20 protein-coding genes are annotated in these 16,037 nt (G+C 68.7%); 16 read left to right on the plus strand and 4 right to left on the minus strand.

Annotation, left to right across the window (positions count from 1 at the left end; genetic code table 11):
* Window position 1: 1 nt before the first annotated feature.
* Window positions 2-178 (plus strand): aldo/keto reductase, encoded by a 177-nt coding sequence (locus tag ACQEU6_RS33970; protein ID WP_499337417.1) that lies wholly within the window; start codon window positions 2-4, stop codon window positions 176-178.
* A gap of 188 nt (window positions 179-366) precedes the next feature.
* Here ACQEU6_RS33970 and ACQEU6_RS33975 read toward each other — a convergent pair whose 3' ends face one another.
* The 3 genes from ACQEU6_RS33975 to ACQEU6_RS33985 form a co-directional block, all read right to left on the minus strand.
* Window positions 367-498 (minus strand): hypothetical protein, encoded by a 132-nt coding sequence (locus ACQEU6_RS33975; RefSeq protein ID WP_499337418.1) that lies wholly within the window; start codon window positions 496-498, stop codon window positions 367-369.
* Window positions 499-1,103: 605 nt separating this feature from the next.
* Window positions 1,104-1,295 carry a DUF397 domain-containing protein gene (locus ACQEU6_RS33980; RefSeq protein ID WP_499337420.1) on the minus strand — a complete coding sequence of 64 codons (192 nt, stop codon included), beginning with the start codon at window positions 1,293-1,295 and terminating at the stop codon, window positions 1,104-1,106.
* Window positions 1,292-2,098, minus strand: a complete 807-nt coding sequence (locus ACQEU6_RS33985; protein ID WP_499337421.1) for a helix-turn-helix domain-containing protein — start codon at window positions 2,096-2,098, stop codon at window positions 1,292-1,294. Before ACQEU6_RS33985 ends, ACQEU6_RS33980 begins: the two co-directional genes overlap by 4 nt.
* 1 nt (window position 2,099) lies before the next feature.
* Between ACQEU6_RS33985 and ACQEU6_RS33990 the strand changes: the two genes are divergently transcribed.
* Window positions 2,100-2,360, plus strand: coding sequence for a hypothetical protein (locus ACQEU6_RS33990; protein WP_499337423.1), 261 nt, complete (start codon window positions 2,100-2,102; stop codon window positions 2,358-2,360).
* Between the two features lie 558 nt (window positions 2,361-2,918).
* Here the strand turns inward: ACQEU6_RS33990 and ACQEU6_RS33995 are convergent.
* Complete coding sequence (locus ACQEU6_RS33995; RefSeq protein WP_499337424.1) at window positions 2,919-3,902, minus strand: recombinase family protein; 984 nt, start codon at window positions 3,900-3,902, stop codon at window positions 2,919-2,921.
* Here ACQEU6_RS33995 and ACQEU6_RS34000 point away from each other — a divergent pair.
* The 14 genes from ACQEU6_RS34000 to rpsC all read left to right on the plus strand — a co-directional run bounded on the left by ACQEU6_RS34000 (window position 3,844) and on the right by rpsC (window position 16,037).
* On the plus strand, window positions 3,844-4,824 hold the full coding sequence (locus ACQEU6_RS34000) for an aldo/keto reductase (RefSeq protein WP_499337426.1): 981 nt from the start codon (window positions 3,844-3,846) through the stop codon (window positions 4,822-4,824). The two genes, ACQEU6_RS33995 and ACQEU6_RS34000, sit on opposite strands and share 59 nt — an antisense overlap.
* 243 nt (window positions 4,825-5,067) lie before the next feature.
* Window positions 5,068-6,699, plus strand: coding sequence for a hypothetical protein (locus tag ACQEU6_RS34005; protein ID WP_499337428.1), 1,632 nt, complete (start codon window positions 5,068-5,070; stop codon window positions 6,697-6,699).
* Between the two features lie 617 nt (window positions 6,700-7,316).
* The gene (rpsL, locus tag ACQEU6_RS34010) at window positions 7,317-7,691 is read left to right on the plus strand and encodes a 30S ribosomal protein S12 (RefSeq protein WP_021597495.1); all 375 of its coding nucleotides are present in this window, start codon (window positions 7,317-7,319) and stop codon (window positions 7,689-7,691) included.
* Window positions 7,691-8,161, plus strand: a complete 471-nt coding sequence (rpsG, locus tag ACQEU6_RS34015) for a 30S ribosomal protein S7 (protein WP_067806994.1) — start codon at window positions 7,691-7,693, stop codon at window positions 8,159-8,161. Before rpsL ends, rpsG begins: the two co-directional genes overlap by 1 nt.
* A gap of 43 nt (window positions 8,162-8,204) precedes the next feature.
* Window positions 8,205-10,316 carry an elongation factor G gene (gene fusA / locus ACQEU6_RS34020; protein ID WP_499337431.1) on the plus strand — a complete coding sequence of 704 codons (2,112 nt, stop codon included), beginning with the start codon at window positions 8,205-8,207 and terminating at the stop codon, window positions 10,314-10,316.
* A gap of 82 nt (window positions 10,317-10,398) precedes the next feature.
* On the plus strand, window positions 10,399-11,592 hold the full coding sequence (tuf, locus tag ACQEU6_RS34025; protein ID WP_185028480.1) for an elongation factor Tu: 1,194 nt from the start codon (window positions 10,399-10,401) through the stop codon (window positions 11,590-11,592).
* Between the two features lie 108 nt (window positions 11,593-11,700).
* Window positions 11,701-12,009: a 30S ribosomal protein S10 gene (gene rpsJ, locus ACQEU6_RS34030; RefSeq protein WP_018657599.1), complete on the plus strand. Its 309-nt coding sequence runs from the start codon at window positions 11,701-11,703 to the stop codon at window positions 12,007-12,009.
* Window positions 12,010-12,024: 15 nt separating this feature from the next.
* Window positions 12,025-12,675 carry a 50S ribosomal protein L3 gene (rplC, locus tag ACQEU6_RS34035; RefSeq protein ID WP_499337434.1) on the plus strand — a complete coding sequence of 217 codons (651 nt, stop codon included), beginning with the start codon at window positions 12,025-12,027 and terminating at the stop codon, window positions 12,673-12,675.
* A complete protein-coding gene (gene rplD / locus ACQEU6_RS34040) occupies window positions 12,672-13,274 on the plus strand; it encodes a 50S ribosomal protein L4 (protein WP_499337436.1) in 603 nt (200 codons plus the stop codon). The genes rplC and rplD overlap by 4 nt, the downstream gene beginning before the upstream one ends.
* A 12-nt stretch (window positions 13,275-13,286) precedes the next feature.
* Window positions 13,287-13,586 carry a 50S ribosomal protein L23 gene (rplW, locus tag ACQEU6_RS34045; RefSeq protein WP_499337437.1) on the plus strand — a complete coding sequence of 100 codons (300 nt, stop codon included), beginning with the start codon at window positions 13,287-13,289 and terminating at the stop codon, window positions 13,584-13,586.
* 45 nt (window positions 13,587-13,631) lie between these two features.
* On the plus strand, window positions 13,632-14,465 hold the full coding sequence (rplB, locus tag ACQEU6_RS34050; RefSeq protein WP_499337439.1) for a 50S ribosomal protein L2: 834 nt from the start codon (window positions 13,632-13,634) through the stop codon (window positions 14,463-14,465).
* A gap of 12 nt (window positions 14,466-14,477) precedes the next feature.
* Entirely contained in the window at window positions 14,478-14,759 is a 282-nt protein-coding gene (rpsS, locus tag ACQEU6_RS34055; RefSeq protein WP_089314946.1) for a 30S ribosomal protein S19, read from the plus strand.
* A 40-nt stretch (window positions 14,760-14,799) separates the two neighbouring features.
* A complete protein-coding gene (rplV, locus tag ACQEU6_RS34060) occupies window positions 14,800-15,183 on the plus strand; it encodes a 50S ribosomal protein L22 (protein WP_179845945.1) in 384 nt (127 codons plus the stop codon).
* Window positions 15,183-16,037, plus strand: a complete 855-nt coding sequence (rpsC, locus tag ACQEU6_RS34065; protein WP_179837682.1) for a 30S ribosomal protein S3 — start codon at window positions 15,183-15,185, stop codon at window positions 16,035-16,037. The genes rplV and rpsC overlap by 1 nt, the downstream gene beginning before the upstream one ends.

Here is a 16,037-nt window from a genome sequence, read left to right on the forward strand (position 1 = left end):
CATGGAACAGGTACGGCTCGGAACGACCGGTATGAGGGTCTCGCGGATCTGCCTCGGCATGATGAGTTTCGGCGACCCGGCGGTGCGGCCGTGGGCCCTGGACGAGGGCGCGGCGGAGCCGATCGTCCGGCGGGCCGTGGACGGCGGCGTGACGTTCTTCGACACCGCCGACGTGTAGGCGCCCGCTACGCGGCCGCTGGCGGCTCGTCAGCTTCTGCAACAGGGCATGCGGCCTGTCCTGTCTGTGAGAGATGAAAGAGCGGTCCCACCTCCTGCCGGAGGTGGGACCGCAAATGTGGATCACGGTCGAGGTCTCAGCTGAGGGGCCGTGGTAGGCCACTCAGCCGCCCCGTCCACAGATCGAGTTCAGTCGTCGTCCGAGCCCTCCAGGTCCTCGACCGTGTCGGCCTCGGTCCGGATGGGCGTGGGGTCCGGCTGCGAGCCGGTCTGCTCCGACGCGTCGCCTTGGTCCTTGTATGTACCCCTGCTAACACGCATTGACTCTCTCCTTCTCGGATGAGTCTGAAGGCACAGGGCGCCAATCAGCGTCGATGTAGATCGACCTGATTCGCTCTCACCCCGTGCCTTCAGAGCACTAATGCAAACCTCAGACACCGGGCGGCCATCACCGAGTGATGGCTGAGAGCGATGGAATCTTTAGTTGTAGCTTGATCATCGCGTCGACGGGGAAAAGGGTCAAATCGTGATGCCGGTCGACCTGAGGGCCGGGTGCCGCTGGCCGGTTCCGTACAGCTTCAACGCGTGGCACAGGCGACACTCGGGGACTTGTCTCGTCAGGGGTGGCGCGGGGCCGGGTGCGGGGTTGGGCCCGTGCCGCACCGCGCAAGCCGAGGCAGGCCCCGCGCGAAGGCTGCCGCACAGGTGCCGGGCAGCGGCTTCCAGGCCGGGCGACGCTTGAGACGGAATTGCCGACACGGCGCCGGCTGACTCCCTCCGGTCGCCCCTGCGGGGTGGCCTACGGCCATCGACCGGCCCCGACCCTGTCAGCACGCAAGGGAAGCCGCGGCCCTCACGGCGTCACGGGTCTACACATGGCACGGCCCCGCCCCGGACGGTTCCGGGACGGGGCCGCCACGTTCTGATCAGGCGATGTCGAGGTCACCGCGCTTGATGCGGGTCAGGAACTCCCGCGCGGCGGGCGGGGGGAGAGCGAACCTTGGCCCGTCCGGGTTCTTGCTGTCACGGATGCCGACCGCGCCGGGAAGGGCCGCCATCTCCACACAGTCGGAGTTCGCGGTTGAGCCGCTGCGGGACGACTTACGCCAGTCGGTCATTGGTAGGTCTCTAGGCTTCCGTCGAGGAGGGTTCGCGACGTGCCGACAGGTGCCGCTATGTCGCTCAGTCGGTCGTAGCGTACTGCGTACTTCATCACGTCGGTCGGGGTGGTTACGAGCCGTCCCCGTTCCGGTGCGTCCGTGAACGCGACCTCCCTGTCTCCCACGGTCAGGAGACGGAACGACCCGTCAAGGCCGTTATGGGCTCCGCCGGACGCCTCCAGAACGCGGATGGAGACGTGGGGTGCTTTCGCCAGCTCCACCAGGTGCGCGATCTGTGCGCGCATCACCTCTGCACCGCCTACGGGTTGAGCGAGGACGGCCCAACTGAGGATGACGCTGACCAGTGCCGGTTCAGACCGTTCCCACACGGCCGCCTGTCGGGCGAGCCGTTTCTCTAGGGCCTCTTCGATGCCCGAGACCATTCCGGTAGACAGCATGGCCCGCGCGTACTCCGGAGTCTGGAGCAGGCCCGGGACCAGCAGCGCGGCCCACATCCGGTGACGTGTCGCGCGGGCCTCGTGGTCCGTGAGCCCGGTGAACCAGTCGCCATCGTCGCTCGTCTCCGCCAAACGGACGAGCCGGGCAAAGGTCGTGCCCCAGAGACGATCCAGCCGTCTCGCGTAGTCCGGGGAGAGATGGAGGCGTCCGTTTTCGACTCGGGAAACGTACGAACGATCGCAGCCGAGTTGCTCGGCCAGCTTGTTGCCGGACTGTCCGCGCGCCTCGCGCAGTCTGCGCATCTCAACTGCGATGTAGTCCCATAATGATCTGTCCGGGTCGAGTGCTTCGGGTTCTGGCAATGTGCCGCTCCCCCTCAAGCTCGCCGCCGTCGCGAACAGCCGTACCGAACTCGTGGGACGTCTCGTCCGTCCCGACGGCGAGCTGGCCGCCGAGATCAGCCAAGCCCCCTCAGGCCACGCGACCGAGGTGACGGTGATCATCCACCAAGGGGTTCCGTGCTTCGCGTGGGCGGCCGACCATGAGGCCATCGCGGCGGTTGAGGATATCGCGGAGACGCTCGAAGCCGTCCGTCGCAGGTTCGCGATGCAGGAGCGGACATGACGGCCGCGACGACTCCCGGCATGTACACGTCACCGGGTGACCCGGGCGAACTGATCCGTATGGCGGTTGCGTTCGGGACGGTCGGAGCCGCCTTCCTGGTGTTCGGTCTCGTCATCGGGGCCCTGTGGGCAACCCGGCGCAGAGGACACCAGCGGGGCCGACACGTTGCCGGGCAGCCGTCCGCCAGGGGACGGGGACCCGGCAACGTCCGCGACCTTCGTCCGCAGCGCCCCCGGAGGCCACGGCCGGAGCGCCAGGCGATCCACGGGGTTCCAAGCCACGCCCGCTTCCCATTCGGCCCCGAGCAGCGATGACGCGGCCAGCGCTCACCGGAAGAACGGCAGAACCGAGTTCCCCGCCGGAGCCATCCAGGTAGGGGGGAGAACCGCGCGGAGGTGGGCCGCGCGAAGAGGGGCGCATGACTGCGGACTCTGTTCCCCCGGAAGTCCGCCGCGCGTTCCTGTGTCCCGCTCCCGCCACGACGGGGGCCGGACACGAAAGAGGGGGTCCCGGGAATCGAGGTCCCGGGACCTCCTCACAGGGGCCGACGCGGCGGCGTCAGTCAGTGCGCCAGACCGGGTCGAGCAGCTCAGGGTCGAACTTCTTGTTGCCCTTGCCCGCCGGGTACATGATCACCGTGTGCAGGGCCGACCGTATACAGGTCCGCTTCACCGAGATCGGGAACCCACCCTCCGCCTCTGGCAGGTACCACCGGCGCCGCACCTCGGAGGCGCTCGTCTCCTGCTGCGCCGCTTTCGCCGCCACGGCGGCCTCATGCTTGTTCTTCTCCGCACGCAGCCCGTTGATCTGCTGTTCCAGCCCAGGGACCAGCTTGAAGAACAGATCGTTGGTGATCTGGCACGCGTTCCACTGCCGGGTCAACTCCGCCTCGGAGACGAACATGTCCACCAGGTCACCGCGCCGGGAGACACCCCCGCACCCACCCTCGGCACGGCCCAGGCAGGTATAGGTGTGCGTCCCGTCCTTCTGGCCGTTGCAACGAAGAGGCGTGTTGCAGAGCGTCCCGTCCGGGAACCGCCGCCCGCAGCGCAGGATGCCCGACAGTAGATAGGTGTGGTCCCGGTAGTCGGCAGGGTGCGCACGCCCAACCTTCATGTCACGTCCGACGAAGTGCCCCTTGCGGCTTTCGAAGACCGCCCGGACGGCCGACCACTGTTCAGGGTCGACGATCGGTTCCCACTGGCCTTGAACGGGCGCGCCGTCCGCCCCACGAACCAACTCCCCGTGGATCTCCCGCCACCCGCAGATGCGGGGACTGCACATTGCGACCTTGAGAGATTGGACGCTCCACTCGTTGCCGCGCGCCGTCTTCACGCCCCTGTCCTGCCAGTCTCGGACGATCGAGTGCTGCGGCAGGTGCCGGCGCCGGCGGAGGTCGCCGGCGTGGGGTTGGTGATCGCCGGGGTGGCGGTGCACCGTGGAGAAGCTGGGAACCGTGGAGAACGTTGAGAGGAGAGAGGTCATGGAACAGGTACGGCTCGGAACGACCGGTATGAGGGTCTCGCGGATCTGCCTCGGCATGATGAGTTTCGGCGACCCGGCGGTGCGGCCGTGGGCCCTGGACGAGGGCGCGGCGGAGCCGATCGTCCGGCGGGCCGTGGACGGCGGCGTGACGTTCTTCGACACCGCCGACGTGTACTCGCTGGGCGTCAGCGAGCAGATGACCGGGCGTCTCCTGCCGAAGTTCTTCTCGCGTAGGGACGACTACGTGCTGGCGACCAAGGTGTGCCTCCCCATGGGGGACGGTCCGAACGACCAGGGACTGTCGCGCAAGCACATCATGGCCGGAATCGACGCGTCCCTCAGGCGACTCGGCACTGACTACGTCGACCTGTACCAGATCCACCGCTGGGACTACGGGACGCCCATCGAGGAGACCATGGAGGCCCTGCACGACGTGGTGAAGTCGGGCAAGGCCAGATACATCGGAGCGTCCAGCATGTTCGCCTGGCAGTTCGCCAAGGCGCAGCACGTCGCCGACAAGCACGGTTGGACGAAGTTCGTCGCGATGCAGAACCACTACAACCTCGTCTATCGCGAGGAGGAGCGGGAGATGATTCCGCTCTGCCTGGACCAGGGGGTGGGCGTGATCCCGTGGAGCCCGCTCGCGCGGGGCATGCTCGCGGGCAACCGGGAGAGGGGCGGCGAGCGCAAGACCGTCCGGTCCCGGAACGACTCCTTCGGGGACAGCCTGTACGACGAGGCGGACTTCGACGTCGTCGACGCCGTACGCGCGGTCGCGGCGGAGCGGGGCGTCCCGGCGGCGCAGGCGGCGCTCGCGTGGCTGCTCGCCAAGCCGGGGGTGACCGCGCCGATCGTGGGAGCGACGAAGCTCACTCATATGGACGACGCCGTCGCCGCGGCGGACCTGCGGCTGGACGACAAGGAGGTCGAGCGGATGCAGGCCCCGTACCGGCCCCACACGGTCATCGGACATTCCTGACGGATTCGACGGAGGACGTCTGCGGGGCGGAACGCTCCGGAGGCGTCCCGCGTCTATCAGGGGTGGTGATTTGCGATACCACCGGCGATCGGGGCAGGCTGGTGGCGAGAACGCCCACGCATGGCAAGCCCGCCAGGTGGGGACATCGGTGACAAGGTTCGGAGGCCGCGTTATGCGCCGCGCGTCTCCGGACTTTCCGGGAGCTGAGGAGCCCCGGGACGACGGCGCTGAAGGAGCCCGACGATGACCGAGAACGACGGCACGCAGGGACCGCAGCGGCCGATGCCGGAGGACGAGGGGCACCCCAGGCCGCCGGAGGGCCAGGAGCCCCCCGCCCGGCCGCTGGGTGACCGCACCGTGGTGTTCGGTGCTCCTCAGTTGGGCGGCCGGCCCCCGGCACAGCCGGCGCAGCCCCGCGACGAGGAGCGGCAGGCGCCGCCCCCGGCGCCCCCCACGATGGTCGAACAGCCGATGCAGCAGTTCGGCGAGCAGCAGCCCCCGCCCCCGCCCGCTTACGGCGCCCCGCAGGACCAGCAGCCCCAGTACGGGCAGCCTCCCGCCGGGCAGATGCCCTATGGCACGCCTCCCGGGCCTGGCGGATTCCCGCCTCCGCAGGAGCAGCAGCAGCCCCAGTACGAGCCGCCCCAGCAGTACGAGCCGCCCCAGCAGTACGGGCAGCCGCAGTACGGCCAGCAGCCTGAGCAGTCCCCCTATGGGCAGCAGCCTGAGCAGCAGTACGGGCAGCAGCCTCCGCAGCAGCAGTCGGGGTACCCGCAGCAGCCGATGCACGGTGCGCCCCAGGAGCAGCAGCCGCAGTACGGCCAGCCCCAGTACGGCGAGCAGGCGCCGCGCCCCGAGCAGCCGCAGGAGGGGGGCACGGACCGGACGCTGATCGTCCCGGGCCCGGCCTCCGGCGCGCCCGAGCAGCAGCAGCCGCAGCGGCCCGTGGTGGACGACCAGGCGACGCTGCACTGGTCGCCCGGCACCGACATTCCGGTCGCCACCGGCCCCGAGCGCAGGCAGGAGCCCGTGGGCGAGCCGTGGCAGGCCCCGGCCCCGACCCCGCCGTCCACGCCCGAGCCGTGGTCGCCCGAGTCGTCCCAGCCCGGAGGACAGCCGGGCCAGTCCGACCACGAGCGGACGATGATGGTCCCGCCGCCCGACTCCGGCTACGGCGCGGGGTCGCAGCCGGCCGGTCCCTCGGTGGACGACCTGTACCGCCCGCCCGGCGAGGGCAACGTGGAGGACGCGCGCCCGACCGAGGCGTTCGACCCGGCCGCGGCCTCCCAGGGACGGCACGCGGCCGAACCCCAGGGGCGGCACGCCGCCGAGTCGCCCGGCATGGCCGAGCACACCCGGCTCGACATCGGCCAGCAGCAGTGGGGCCAGCAGCAGTCGCAGCAGGGCCAGCAGTACGGCCAGCAGCAGTACGGCCAGCCCGAGCAGCAGCAGGGCTACGGCCAGCAGTACGGCGGTCAGCAGGGCGAGCAGCAGCAACAGCAGTTCGGCCAGCAGGGCTACGGCGAGCAGCAGGGCTATGGCCAGCAGCAGTACGGCGGCCAGTCCGGCGAGCAGCAGGGTTACGGCGAGCAGCAGGGCTATGGGCAGCAGCAGTTCGGCGGCCAGCAGGGCGACCAGCAGTTCGGCCAGCCCGGCGGCGAACAGCAGCAGGGCCAGCAGTTCGGTCAGCAGCAGTACGGCCAGCAGGGCCAGCAGGGCCAGCCCCAGCAGTTCGGGCAGCAGGGGCAGTACGGCCAGCCGTCCACCTACGGCGGCGAAGAGAGCAAGGGCAACAAGAACACGCTCCTGCTGGTCGGCGGCGCCGTCGCGGTCGTCGTGATCCTCGTCGTCCTGGTGGTCGCCTTCGTCCTGTAGGACGCGAAACTCCCAGAACACGGAACGGCCGGGGACGCGTAAAAGCTGCTCCACGACTTCCCCAAACACGGGAACGTGGGCCACAATGCAGCAGAGGCGCCCCGGCCGTCGACGACCGAAGCCTCCGCGATCGCGTGCGAAGCCAGGTTCGAGCGGAGCGAGAACCTGATCGCGCAGCGAGCCGCCAGGCGAGCCGGAGCGATGCCAGCGATCGCCGCGTTTCTCGACGATGGAGGGCCGCCAGGCCCGAAGAAGGAGAGGGACGCCGTAAGCGCTGCCGTAAGCGCTGCCGTAGGCGCGCCTCTGCTCACTTTGCACTTTGGCTGAGTGGTCGGTAACCTCTTCACTTGTGCCCGCTGTGTGCGGGCCGCTATGCGTGCGTGTCGGCGAGGCCGGTTGGCCGGCCCCAGCGCGCCGCATCTACTCCCCGGCTTGATTCGGCCCAGTAAGGGCCGGGCGGTCTGTGTCGGTTTCGCGCGGTTGTATTTCCGTGAGGCGGCGACACGCCCGACCGCGGGGGTCGGAGAGGTCGGGAAACCGGCAGGTCACAGCCTCACCTGAGGTGGTGATTGCAGCAATAGGACTTACCGGCTCGGTACGAGGAAGACGGAGACGCGGTGCCCACGATCCAGCAGCTGGTCCGCAAGGGCCGCCAGGACAAGGTGACCAAGAACAAGACGCCCGCGCTGAAGGGCAGCCCCCAGCGCCGGGGCGTCTGCACGCGCGTCTACACGACGACGCCCAAGAAGCCGAACTCCGCGCTCCGGAAGGTCGCCCGTGTCCGGCTGACCAGCGGGATCGAGGTCACGGCCTACATCCCCGGCGTCGGCCACAACCTGCAGGAGCACTCGATCGTGCTCGTGCGCGGCGGCCGTGTGAAGGACCTCCCCGGCGTTCGGTACAAGATCATTCGCGGCTCCCTCGACACCCAGGGCGTCCGGAACCGCAAGCAAGGGCGCAGCCACTACGGCGCGAAGAAGGAGAAGAGCTGATGCCGCGCAAGGGCCCCGCTGGCAAGCGCCAGCTGATCGCTGACCCGGTGTACAACTCGCCGCTGGTCACCGCGCTCATCAACAAGGTTCTGCTGGACGGCAAGCGCTCCATCGCGCAGAGCATCGTGTACGACGCCCTGGAGGGCGCCCGCGAGAAGACCGGCAACGACCCGGTCGTCACGCTCAAGCGCGCGCTCGACAACGTCAAGCCCACCCTGGAGGTGCGCAGCCGCCGCGTCGGTGGCGCGACCTACCAGGTCCCCGTCGAGGTGCGGCCGGCGCGCAGCACCACCCTCGCGCTGCGCTGGCTGGTGCTCTACGCCCGGCAGCGCCGCGAGAAGACCATGACCGAGCGGCTGATGAACGAGCTGCTCGACGCGAGCAACGGTCTTGGCGCGTCTGTCAAGAAGCGCGAGGACACGCACAAGATGGCGGAGTCCAACAAGGCCTTCGCCCACTACCGCTGGTAATCCCGGCGGATCTGCAACGACGAGAGACGACGCGAGGACGGCAGTGGCTACCAAAACCGGTGTAGACCTGGCCAAGGTCCGCAACATCGGGATCATGGCCCATATCGACGCGGGCAAGACCACCACGACCGAGCGCATCCTTTACTACACGGGGATGAGCTACAAGATCGGCGAAGTGCACGACGGCGCCGCCACCATGGACTGGATGGAGCAGGAGCAGGAGCGGGGGATCACCATCACCTCCGCCGCCACCACCTGCGAATGGCCCGTCGACGACGTCAAGCACACGATCAACATCATCGACACCCCCGGCCACGTCGACTTCACCATCGAGGTGGAGCGCAACCTTCGGGTGCTCGACGGTGCGGTCGCGGTGTTCGACGGGGTCGCCGGCGTGGAGCCCCAGTCCGAGACGGTGTGGCGCCAGGCCGACCGGTACGGCGTGCCGCGCATGTGCTTCGTGAACAAGCTCGACCGGGTCGGCGCGGAGTTCCACCGCTGCGTCGACATGATCGAGAACCGGCTCAACGCCACGCCGCTGGTGCTCCAGCTCCCGATCGGCGCCGAGTCCGACTTCAAGGGCGTCGTCGACCTCGTCCGTATGACGGCCCTCGTGTGGAACGAGGAGGCCAAGCTCGGCGAGATGTACGACACCGTCGACATCCCCGAGTCGCACGCCGAGACGGCCCGCGAGTGGCACGACAAGCTCGTCGAGACCCTCGCGGAGAACGACGACGAGATCATGGAGCTGTACCTGGAGGGCACCGAGCCCACCGTGGAGCAGCTGCACGACGGCATCCGGCGTGCGACGATCGCCGCGAAGCTCACCCCGGTGACCTGCGGCACGGCCTTCAAGAACAAGGGCGTGCAGCCGCTGCTGGACGCGATCGTCCGCTACCTGCCCTCGCCGCTGGACGTCGAGGCCATCGAGGGCCACGCCGTGCGCGACGAGGAGAAGGTCCTCATCCGCAAGCCGAGCGAGGACGAGCCGTTCGCCGCGCTCGCGTTCAAGATCGCGAGCGACCCGCACCTGGGCAAGCTCACCTTCGTGCGCGTCTACTCCGGTGTGCTGGAGTCCGGCGCGAACGTGATGAACTCCGTCAAGGAGCGCAAGGAGCGCATCGGCAAGATCTACCGGATGCACGCCAACAAGCGCACCGAGATCGAGCGCGCGGGCGCCGGCGACATCGTCGCGGTGATGGGTCTCAAGCAGACCACCACCGGTGAGACGCTGTCCGACGACAAGAACCCGATCGTGCTGGAGTCGATGAACTTCCCGGCGCCGGTCATCCACGTCGCGATCGAGCCGAAGACCAAGGCCGACCAGCAGAAGCTGGGCACCGCGATCCAGCGCCTGGCCGAGGAGGACCCCTCCTTCCAGGTCCGCACGGACGAGGACACCGGCCAGACCGTCATCTCGGGCATGGGCGAGCTCCACCTGGAGATCCTCGTCGACCGGATGAAGCGGGAGTTCAAGGTCGACGCCAACGTCGGCAAGCCGCAGGTCGCCTACCGCGAGACGATCAGCCGCAAGGTCGAGAAGGTCGAGTACACCCACAAGAAGCAGACGGGTGGCTCCGGCCAGTTCGGCCGCGTGATCATCGACCTGGAGCCGCTCGGCGGCGGGTCCGACGGCTACGAGTTCGAGAACAAGGTCACCGGTGGCCGCATCCCGCGGGAGTACATCCCGTCGGTCGACGCGGGCTGCCAGGAGGCCGCGGAGTTCGGCGTCCTCGCCGGCTACCCCATGGTCGGCGTCAAGGTCACGCTGAAGGACGGCGCCTACCACGAGGTCGACTCGTCGGAGATGGCGTTCAAGGTCGCCGGTTCCATGGCGTTCAAGGAGGCCGCCCGCAAGGCGTCCCCCACGCTGCTGGAGCCGATGATGTCCGTCGAGGTCACCACGCCCGAGGACAACATGGGCGACGTGATCGGCGACCTGAACAGCCGGCGCGGTCAGGTCCAGTCCATGGACGAGCGGCACGGCATGCGCGTCATCAAGGCGCTCGTGCCTCTGTCCGAGATGTTCGGCTACGTGGGTGATCTGCGCAGCAAGACCCAGGGCCGGGCTGTCTTCACCATGCAGTTCGACTCCTACGCCGAGGTTCCCACGAACGTCGCGCAGGAGATCATCGCCAAGGCGCGGGGCGAGTAAGCACCCGGGCCTGCCCACAGATCACCAAGACGTAAACGAAGCGGTCGTCTAGGCGGCCGAGGATCGCAACAAGGAGCAACCAGTGGCGAAGGCCAAGTTCGAGCGGACGAAGCCGCACGTGAACATCGGCACCATTGGACACATCGACCACGGTAAGACCACGCTTACCGCGGCGATCACCAAGGTGCTCCACGACAAGTACCCGGACCTCAACCCCTTCACGCCGTTCGAGGACATCGACAAGGCGCCGGAGGAGCGCGAGCGCGGCATCACGATCTCGATCGCGCACGTCGAGTACCAGACCGAGGCCCGGCACTACGCGCACGTGGACTGCCCCGGTCACGCGGACTACATCAAGAACATGATCACCGGTGCGGCGCAGATGGACGGCGCCATCCTGGTGGTCGCCGCGACCGACGGCCCGATGCCGCAGACCAAGGAGCACGTGCTCCTGGCCCGCCAGGTCGGCGTCCCCTACATCGTCGTCGCCCTGAACAAGTGCGACATGGTGGACGACGAGGAGATCCTGGAGCTCGTCGAGCTCGAGGTCCGCGAGCTGCTGTCGGAGTACGAGTTCCCGGGCGACGACGTCCCGGTCGTGCGCGTCTCCGCCTTCCAGGCGCTGCAGGGCGACGAGAAGTGGGCCGCGTCGATCGGCGAGCTGATGGACGCCGTCGACGAGAACGTGCCGGAGCCGGTGCGCGACACCGAGAAGCCGTTCCTGATGCCGATCGAGGACGTCTTCTCGATCACCGGCCGCGGCACCGTCGTGACCGGCCGCATCGAGCGCGGTGTCGTCAACGTCAACGAGACCGTCGACATCATCGGCATCAAGCCGGAGTCCACCTCGACCACCGTCACCGGCGTCGAGATGTTCCGCAAGCTGCTCGACCAGGGCCAGGCGGGCGACAACGTCGGCCTGCTGCTGCGCGGCATCAAGCGCGAGGACGTCGAGCGCGGCCAGTGCGTCATCAAGCCGGGCACGAACACCCCGCACACCGAGTTCGAGGCGCAGGTCTACATCCTGTCCAAGGACGAGGGCGGCCGGCACACGCCGTTCTTCAACAACTACCGCCCGCAGTTCTACTTCCGGACCACGGACGTCACCGGCGTGGTGAACCTCCCCGAGGGCACCGAGATGGTCATGCCGGGCGACAACACCGAAATGCGCGTCGACCTGATCCAGCCCGTCGCCATGGAGGAGGGCCTGAAGTTCGCCATCCGCGAGGGTGGCCGGACGGTCGGCGCCGGTCGCGTCACCAAGGTCATCAAGTAACACCCCTCGTCACGCGGCGGCCCGGCCGTCGGGCAACCCCAACCGGGCCGCCGCGTCACGACCAGTGAAGTAACCAGCGGCACTACAGCAAAGGACACCGAGGCCACCATGGCGGGACAGAAGATCCGCATCCGGCTCAAGGCCTACGACCACGAGGTCATCGACACCTCCGCGAAGAAGATCGTTGAGACGGTGACGCGGACGGGCGCCAAGGTCGCGGGCCCGGTGCCGCTGCCGACCGAGAAGAACGTGTACTGCGTCATCCGCTCGCCGCACAAGTACAAGGACAGCCGCGAGCACTTCGAGATGCGCACGCACAAGCGGTTGATCGACATCATCGACCCGACGCCCAAGACGGTCGACTCGCTGATGCGACTCGACCTTCCGGCCGGCGTTGACATCGAGATCAAGCTCTAAGGGACGCACCGAGAGATGAGTACGCAGAGGAAGGGCGTCCTGGGCGAGAAGCTCGGCATGACCCAGGTCTTCGACGATGAGGGCCGGATCGTTCCGGTGACCGTCGTCCAGGCCGGGCCGTGTGTCGTCACCCAGCTCAAGAGCCAGGAGAAGGACGGCTACAACGCCGTCCAGATCGGGTTCGGGCAGATCGACCCGCGCAAGGTGAACAAGCCGAGCACGGGTCACTTCGAGAAGGCCGGCGTCACGCCGCGCCGCTACCTCGTCGAACTGCGGGCCGACGACACCACCGAGTTCGAACTCGGCCAGGAGATCACCGCCGGCGTCTTCGAGGCCGGCCAGAAGATCGACGTAACCGGTACGAGCAAGGGCAAGGGCACCGCCGGTGTCATGAAGCGCCACGGCTTCAAGGGCCTCGGCGCCTCGCACGGCACCCAGCGCAAGCACCGCTCACCGGGTTCGATCGGCGGCTGCGCGACCCCGGGTCGCGTCTTCAAGGGCCTCCGCATGGCGGGACGGCACGGGAACGCCCGTACCACCGTGCAGAACCTGACCGTCCACGCCATCGACGCGGAGAAGAACCTGCTGCTCATCAAGGGCGCGGTTCCCGGTCCCAACGGCGGCGTGGTGCTGGTCCGCGACGCAGTGAAGGGAGCGGGCAAGTGACCTCCAAGCTCGACATCGACCTGCCCGCCGAGGTCTTCGACGCGAAGACCAGCGTGCCGCTGATCCACCAGGTCGTGGTGGCGCAGCTGGCCGCGGCGCGCCAGGGCACGCACGCCACCAAGACCCGGGGCGACGTCTCCGGCGGTGGCAAGAAGCCGTACCGGCAGAAGGGCACCGGCCGCGCCCGTCAGGGCTCGACCCGCGCGCCCCAGTTCGCCGGCGGCGGCGTCGTGCACGGCCCGCAGCCGCGGGACTACTCGCAGCGGACGCCCAAGAAGATGAAGGCCGCCGCGCTCCGCGGCGCCCTGTCGGACCGCGCCCGGTTCGGCCGGGTGCACGTGGTCGACGGCCTCGTCGAGGGCGACACCCCGAAGACGAAGACGGCGCTGAAGGCGCTGCGCGAGGTCACCGAGGCCAAGCGCGTCCTGCTGGTCCTGGACCGCGAGGACGACGTGACCTGGAAGAGCCTGCGCAACGAGCCGAGCGTGCACGTGATCGTCTCCGACCAGCTCAACACCTACGACGTGCTGGTGAACGACGACGTCGTCTTCACGAAGACGGCGTACGACGCGTTCATCTCGCGCGCGAAGAAGAAGTAAGGAGGGTCGCACATGAACAAGATCGCTGACCCCCGCGACATCATCATCGCGCCGGTCGTCTCGGAGAAGAGCTACGGGCTGCTGGACGAGAACAAGTACACGTTCGTCGTCCGCCCGGACGCCAACAAGACGCAGATCAAGCAGGCCGTCGAGTCGGTGTTCGGCGTCAAGGTGCAGAGCGTGAACACGCTCAACCGGCAGGGCAAGCGCAAGCGCACGCGGTTCGGCTACGGCAAGCGCAAGGACACCAAGCGCGCCATCGTCAGCCTGGCCGAGGGCGAGCGGATCGACATCTTCGGCGGCCCGGCCTAAACAGGCCGGGTCGTCCCGGAGACAGACAAGGGATGAACGAAAAAGATGGGCATCCGTAATTACAAGCCGACGACTCCGGGTCGTCGCGGCTCCAGCGTGGCCGACTTCGTCGAGGTCACGCGCCGCGAGCCCGAGAAGTCGCTGCTGCGTCCGCTCCCCAAGAAGGGCGGCCGCAACAACCACGGCCGCATCACGACCCGGCACCAGGGCGGCGGGCACAAGCGCGCCTACCGCGTGATCGACTTCCGCCGGCACGACAAGGACGGCGTGCCGGCCAAGGTCGCGCACATCGAGTACGACCCGAACCGCACCGCGCGGATCGCGCTGCTGCACTACGTGGACGGCGAGAAGCGCTACATCCTCGCCCCGCGCGGGCTGCGCCAGGGCGACCGGGTGGAGAACGGGCAGGGCGCGGACATCAAGCCGGGCAACTGCCTTCCGCTGCGCAACATCCCGACCGGTACGGTCGTGCACGCCATCGAGCTTCGCCCCGGTGGCGGCGCCAAGATCGCCCGCAGCGCGGGCGCCGGCGTCCAGCTGCTGGCCAAGGAGGGCAAGTACGCCACGCTGCGCATGCCCTCCGGCGAGATGCGGATGGTGGACGTGCGCTGCCGCGCGACGGTCGGCGAGGTCGGCAACGCCGAGCAGTCGAACATCAACTGGGGCAAGGCCGGCCGCATGCGGTGGAAGGGCAAGCGCCCGACCGTCCGCGGCGTGGCCATGAACCCGATCGACCACCCGCACGGTGGTGGTGAGGGCAAGACCTCCGGTGGCCGGCACCCGGTGAACCCGGCCGGTAAGAAGGAAGGCCGCACTCGCCAGGCGAACAAGTCGAGCGACCGGCTGATCGTCCGTCGTCGCAGCAAGAAGAAGCGGTAGGAGTCGCTCGTCATGCCACGTAGCCTGAAGAAGGGCCCGTTCGTGGACGACCACCTCATCAAGAAGGTGGACGTGCAGAACGAGAAGGGCACCAAGAACGTCATCAAGACGTGGTCGCGGCGCTCCATGATCGTGCCGGACATGATCGGTCACACGATCGCCGTGCACGACGGCCGCAAGCACGTCCCGGTGTTCATCACCGACTCGATGGTGGGACACAAGCTCGGCGAGTTCGCGCCGACGCGGACGTTCCGCAGCCACGTCAAGGAAGACCGCCGCAGCCGCCGAGGCTGAGCAGGCAGAGCAGTTAGCACGTAGGAGAGAGGGAACAGCGATGGAAGCCAGGGCCCAGGCGCGGTTCATCCGCGTCACGCCCAGGAAGGCCCGCCGCGTGGTGGACCTCATCCGCGGCCTGCCTGCCGCGGAGGCTCAGGCGGTTCTGCGGTTCGCCCCCCAGGCTGCGAGTGAGCCGGTGGGCAAGGTGCTGGCGAGTGCCATCGCCAACGCCGAGCACAACTTCAAGCTCGACTCGGGCACGCTCGTCGTCAGTCGCGCGTGGGTGGACGAGGGGCCGACGCTGAAGCGTTTCCGCCCCCGCGCCCAGGGCCGGGCTTACCGCATCAACAAGCGCACGAGCCACATCACCGTGGTCGTGGAGTCGCGAGACGACGCTGTGGCCGCGTCCGGCGGCGGTAAGAAGACGAGGAGGGCCCGGTAGTGGGTCAGAAGATCAACCCGCACGGGTTCCGGCTCGGCATCACCACCGACCACAAGTCCGTGTGGTTCGCCGACAAGCTCTACAAGGACTACGTCAAGGAAGACGTCCAGATCCGGCGCATGCTGCAGAAGGGCATGGACCGGGCGGGCATCTCCAAGGTGGAGATCGAGCGGACCCGTGACCGTGTCGAGGTCAACATCCACACCGCCCGGCCGGGCATCGTCATCGGCCGCCGCGGCGCGGAGGCCGAGCGCCTGCGCGGCGACCTGGAGAAGCTGACCGGCAAGCAGGTCCGGCTGAACATCCTCGAGGTCAAGAACCCCGAGATCGACGCGCAGCTCGTCGCGCAGGGCGTGGCCGAGCAGCTGTCCAGCCGCGTCGCGTTCCGCCGCGCCATGCGCAAGGCGATCCAGTCCGCGATGAAGTCGGGCGCCAAGGGCATCAAGGTCCAGTGCGGCGGCCGCCTCGGCGGCGCCGAGATGTCGCGGTCGGAGTTCTACCGCGAGGGCCAGGTCCCGCTGCACACGCTGCGCGCCGACATCGACTACGGGTTCTACGAGGCCCGGACGACGTTCGGCCGCATCGGCGTCAAGGTGTGGATCTACAAGGGCGAGGCCGCGCAGACGCGCGCCGAGCGCGAGCAGCAGGCCGCGCAGCAGCGCGCCGCGGGCGGCGGCGGTGGCCGCGAGCGCCGCGGTGAGCGTCGTGGCGGCGGGCGCGGCGGGCGCGGCGGGCGCGGTGGCGCCGGCGGTGCCGGCGGCGGCGGCGGCCGCGGCGGCGAGCAGAAGCAGCAGCAGGGTTCCGAGCAGCCGGCGCCGACCGCCGAGGCTGCTCCGCAGGGTGAGGGGAGCTGA

This window comes from Spirillospora sp. CA-108201 (assembly GCF_050936235.1).
GTDB lineage: Bacteria > Actinomycetota > Actinomycetes > Streptosporangiales > Streptosporangiaceae > Spirillospora.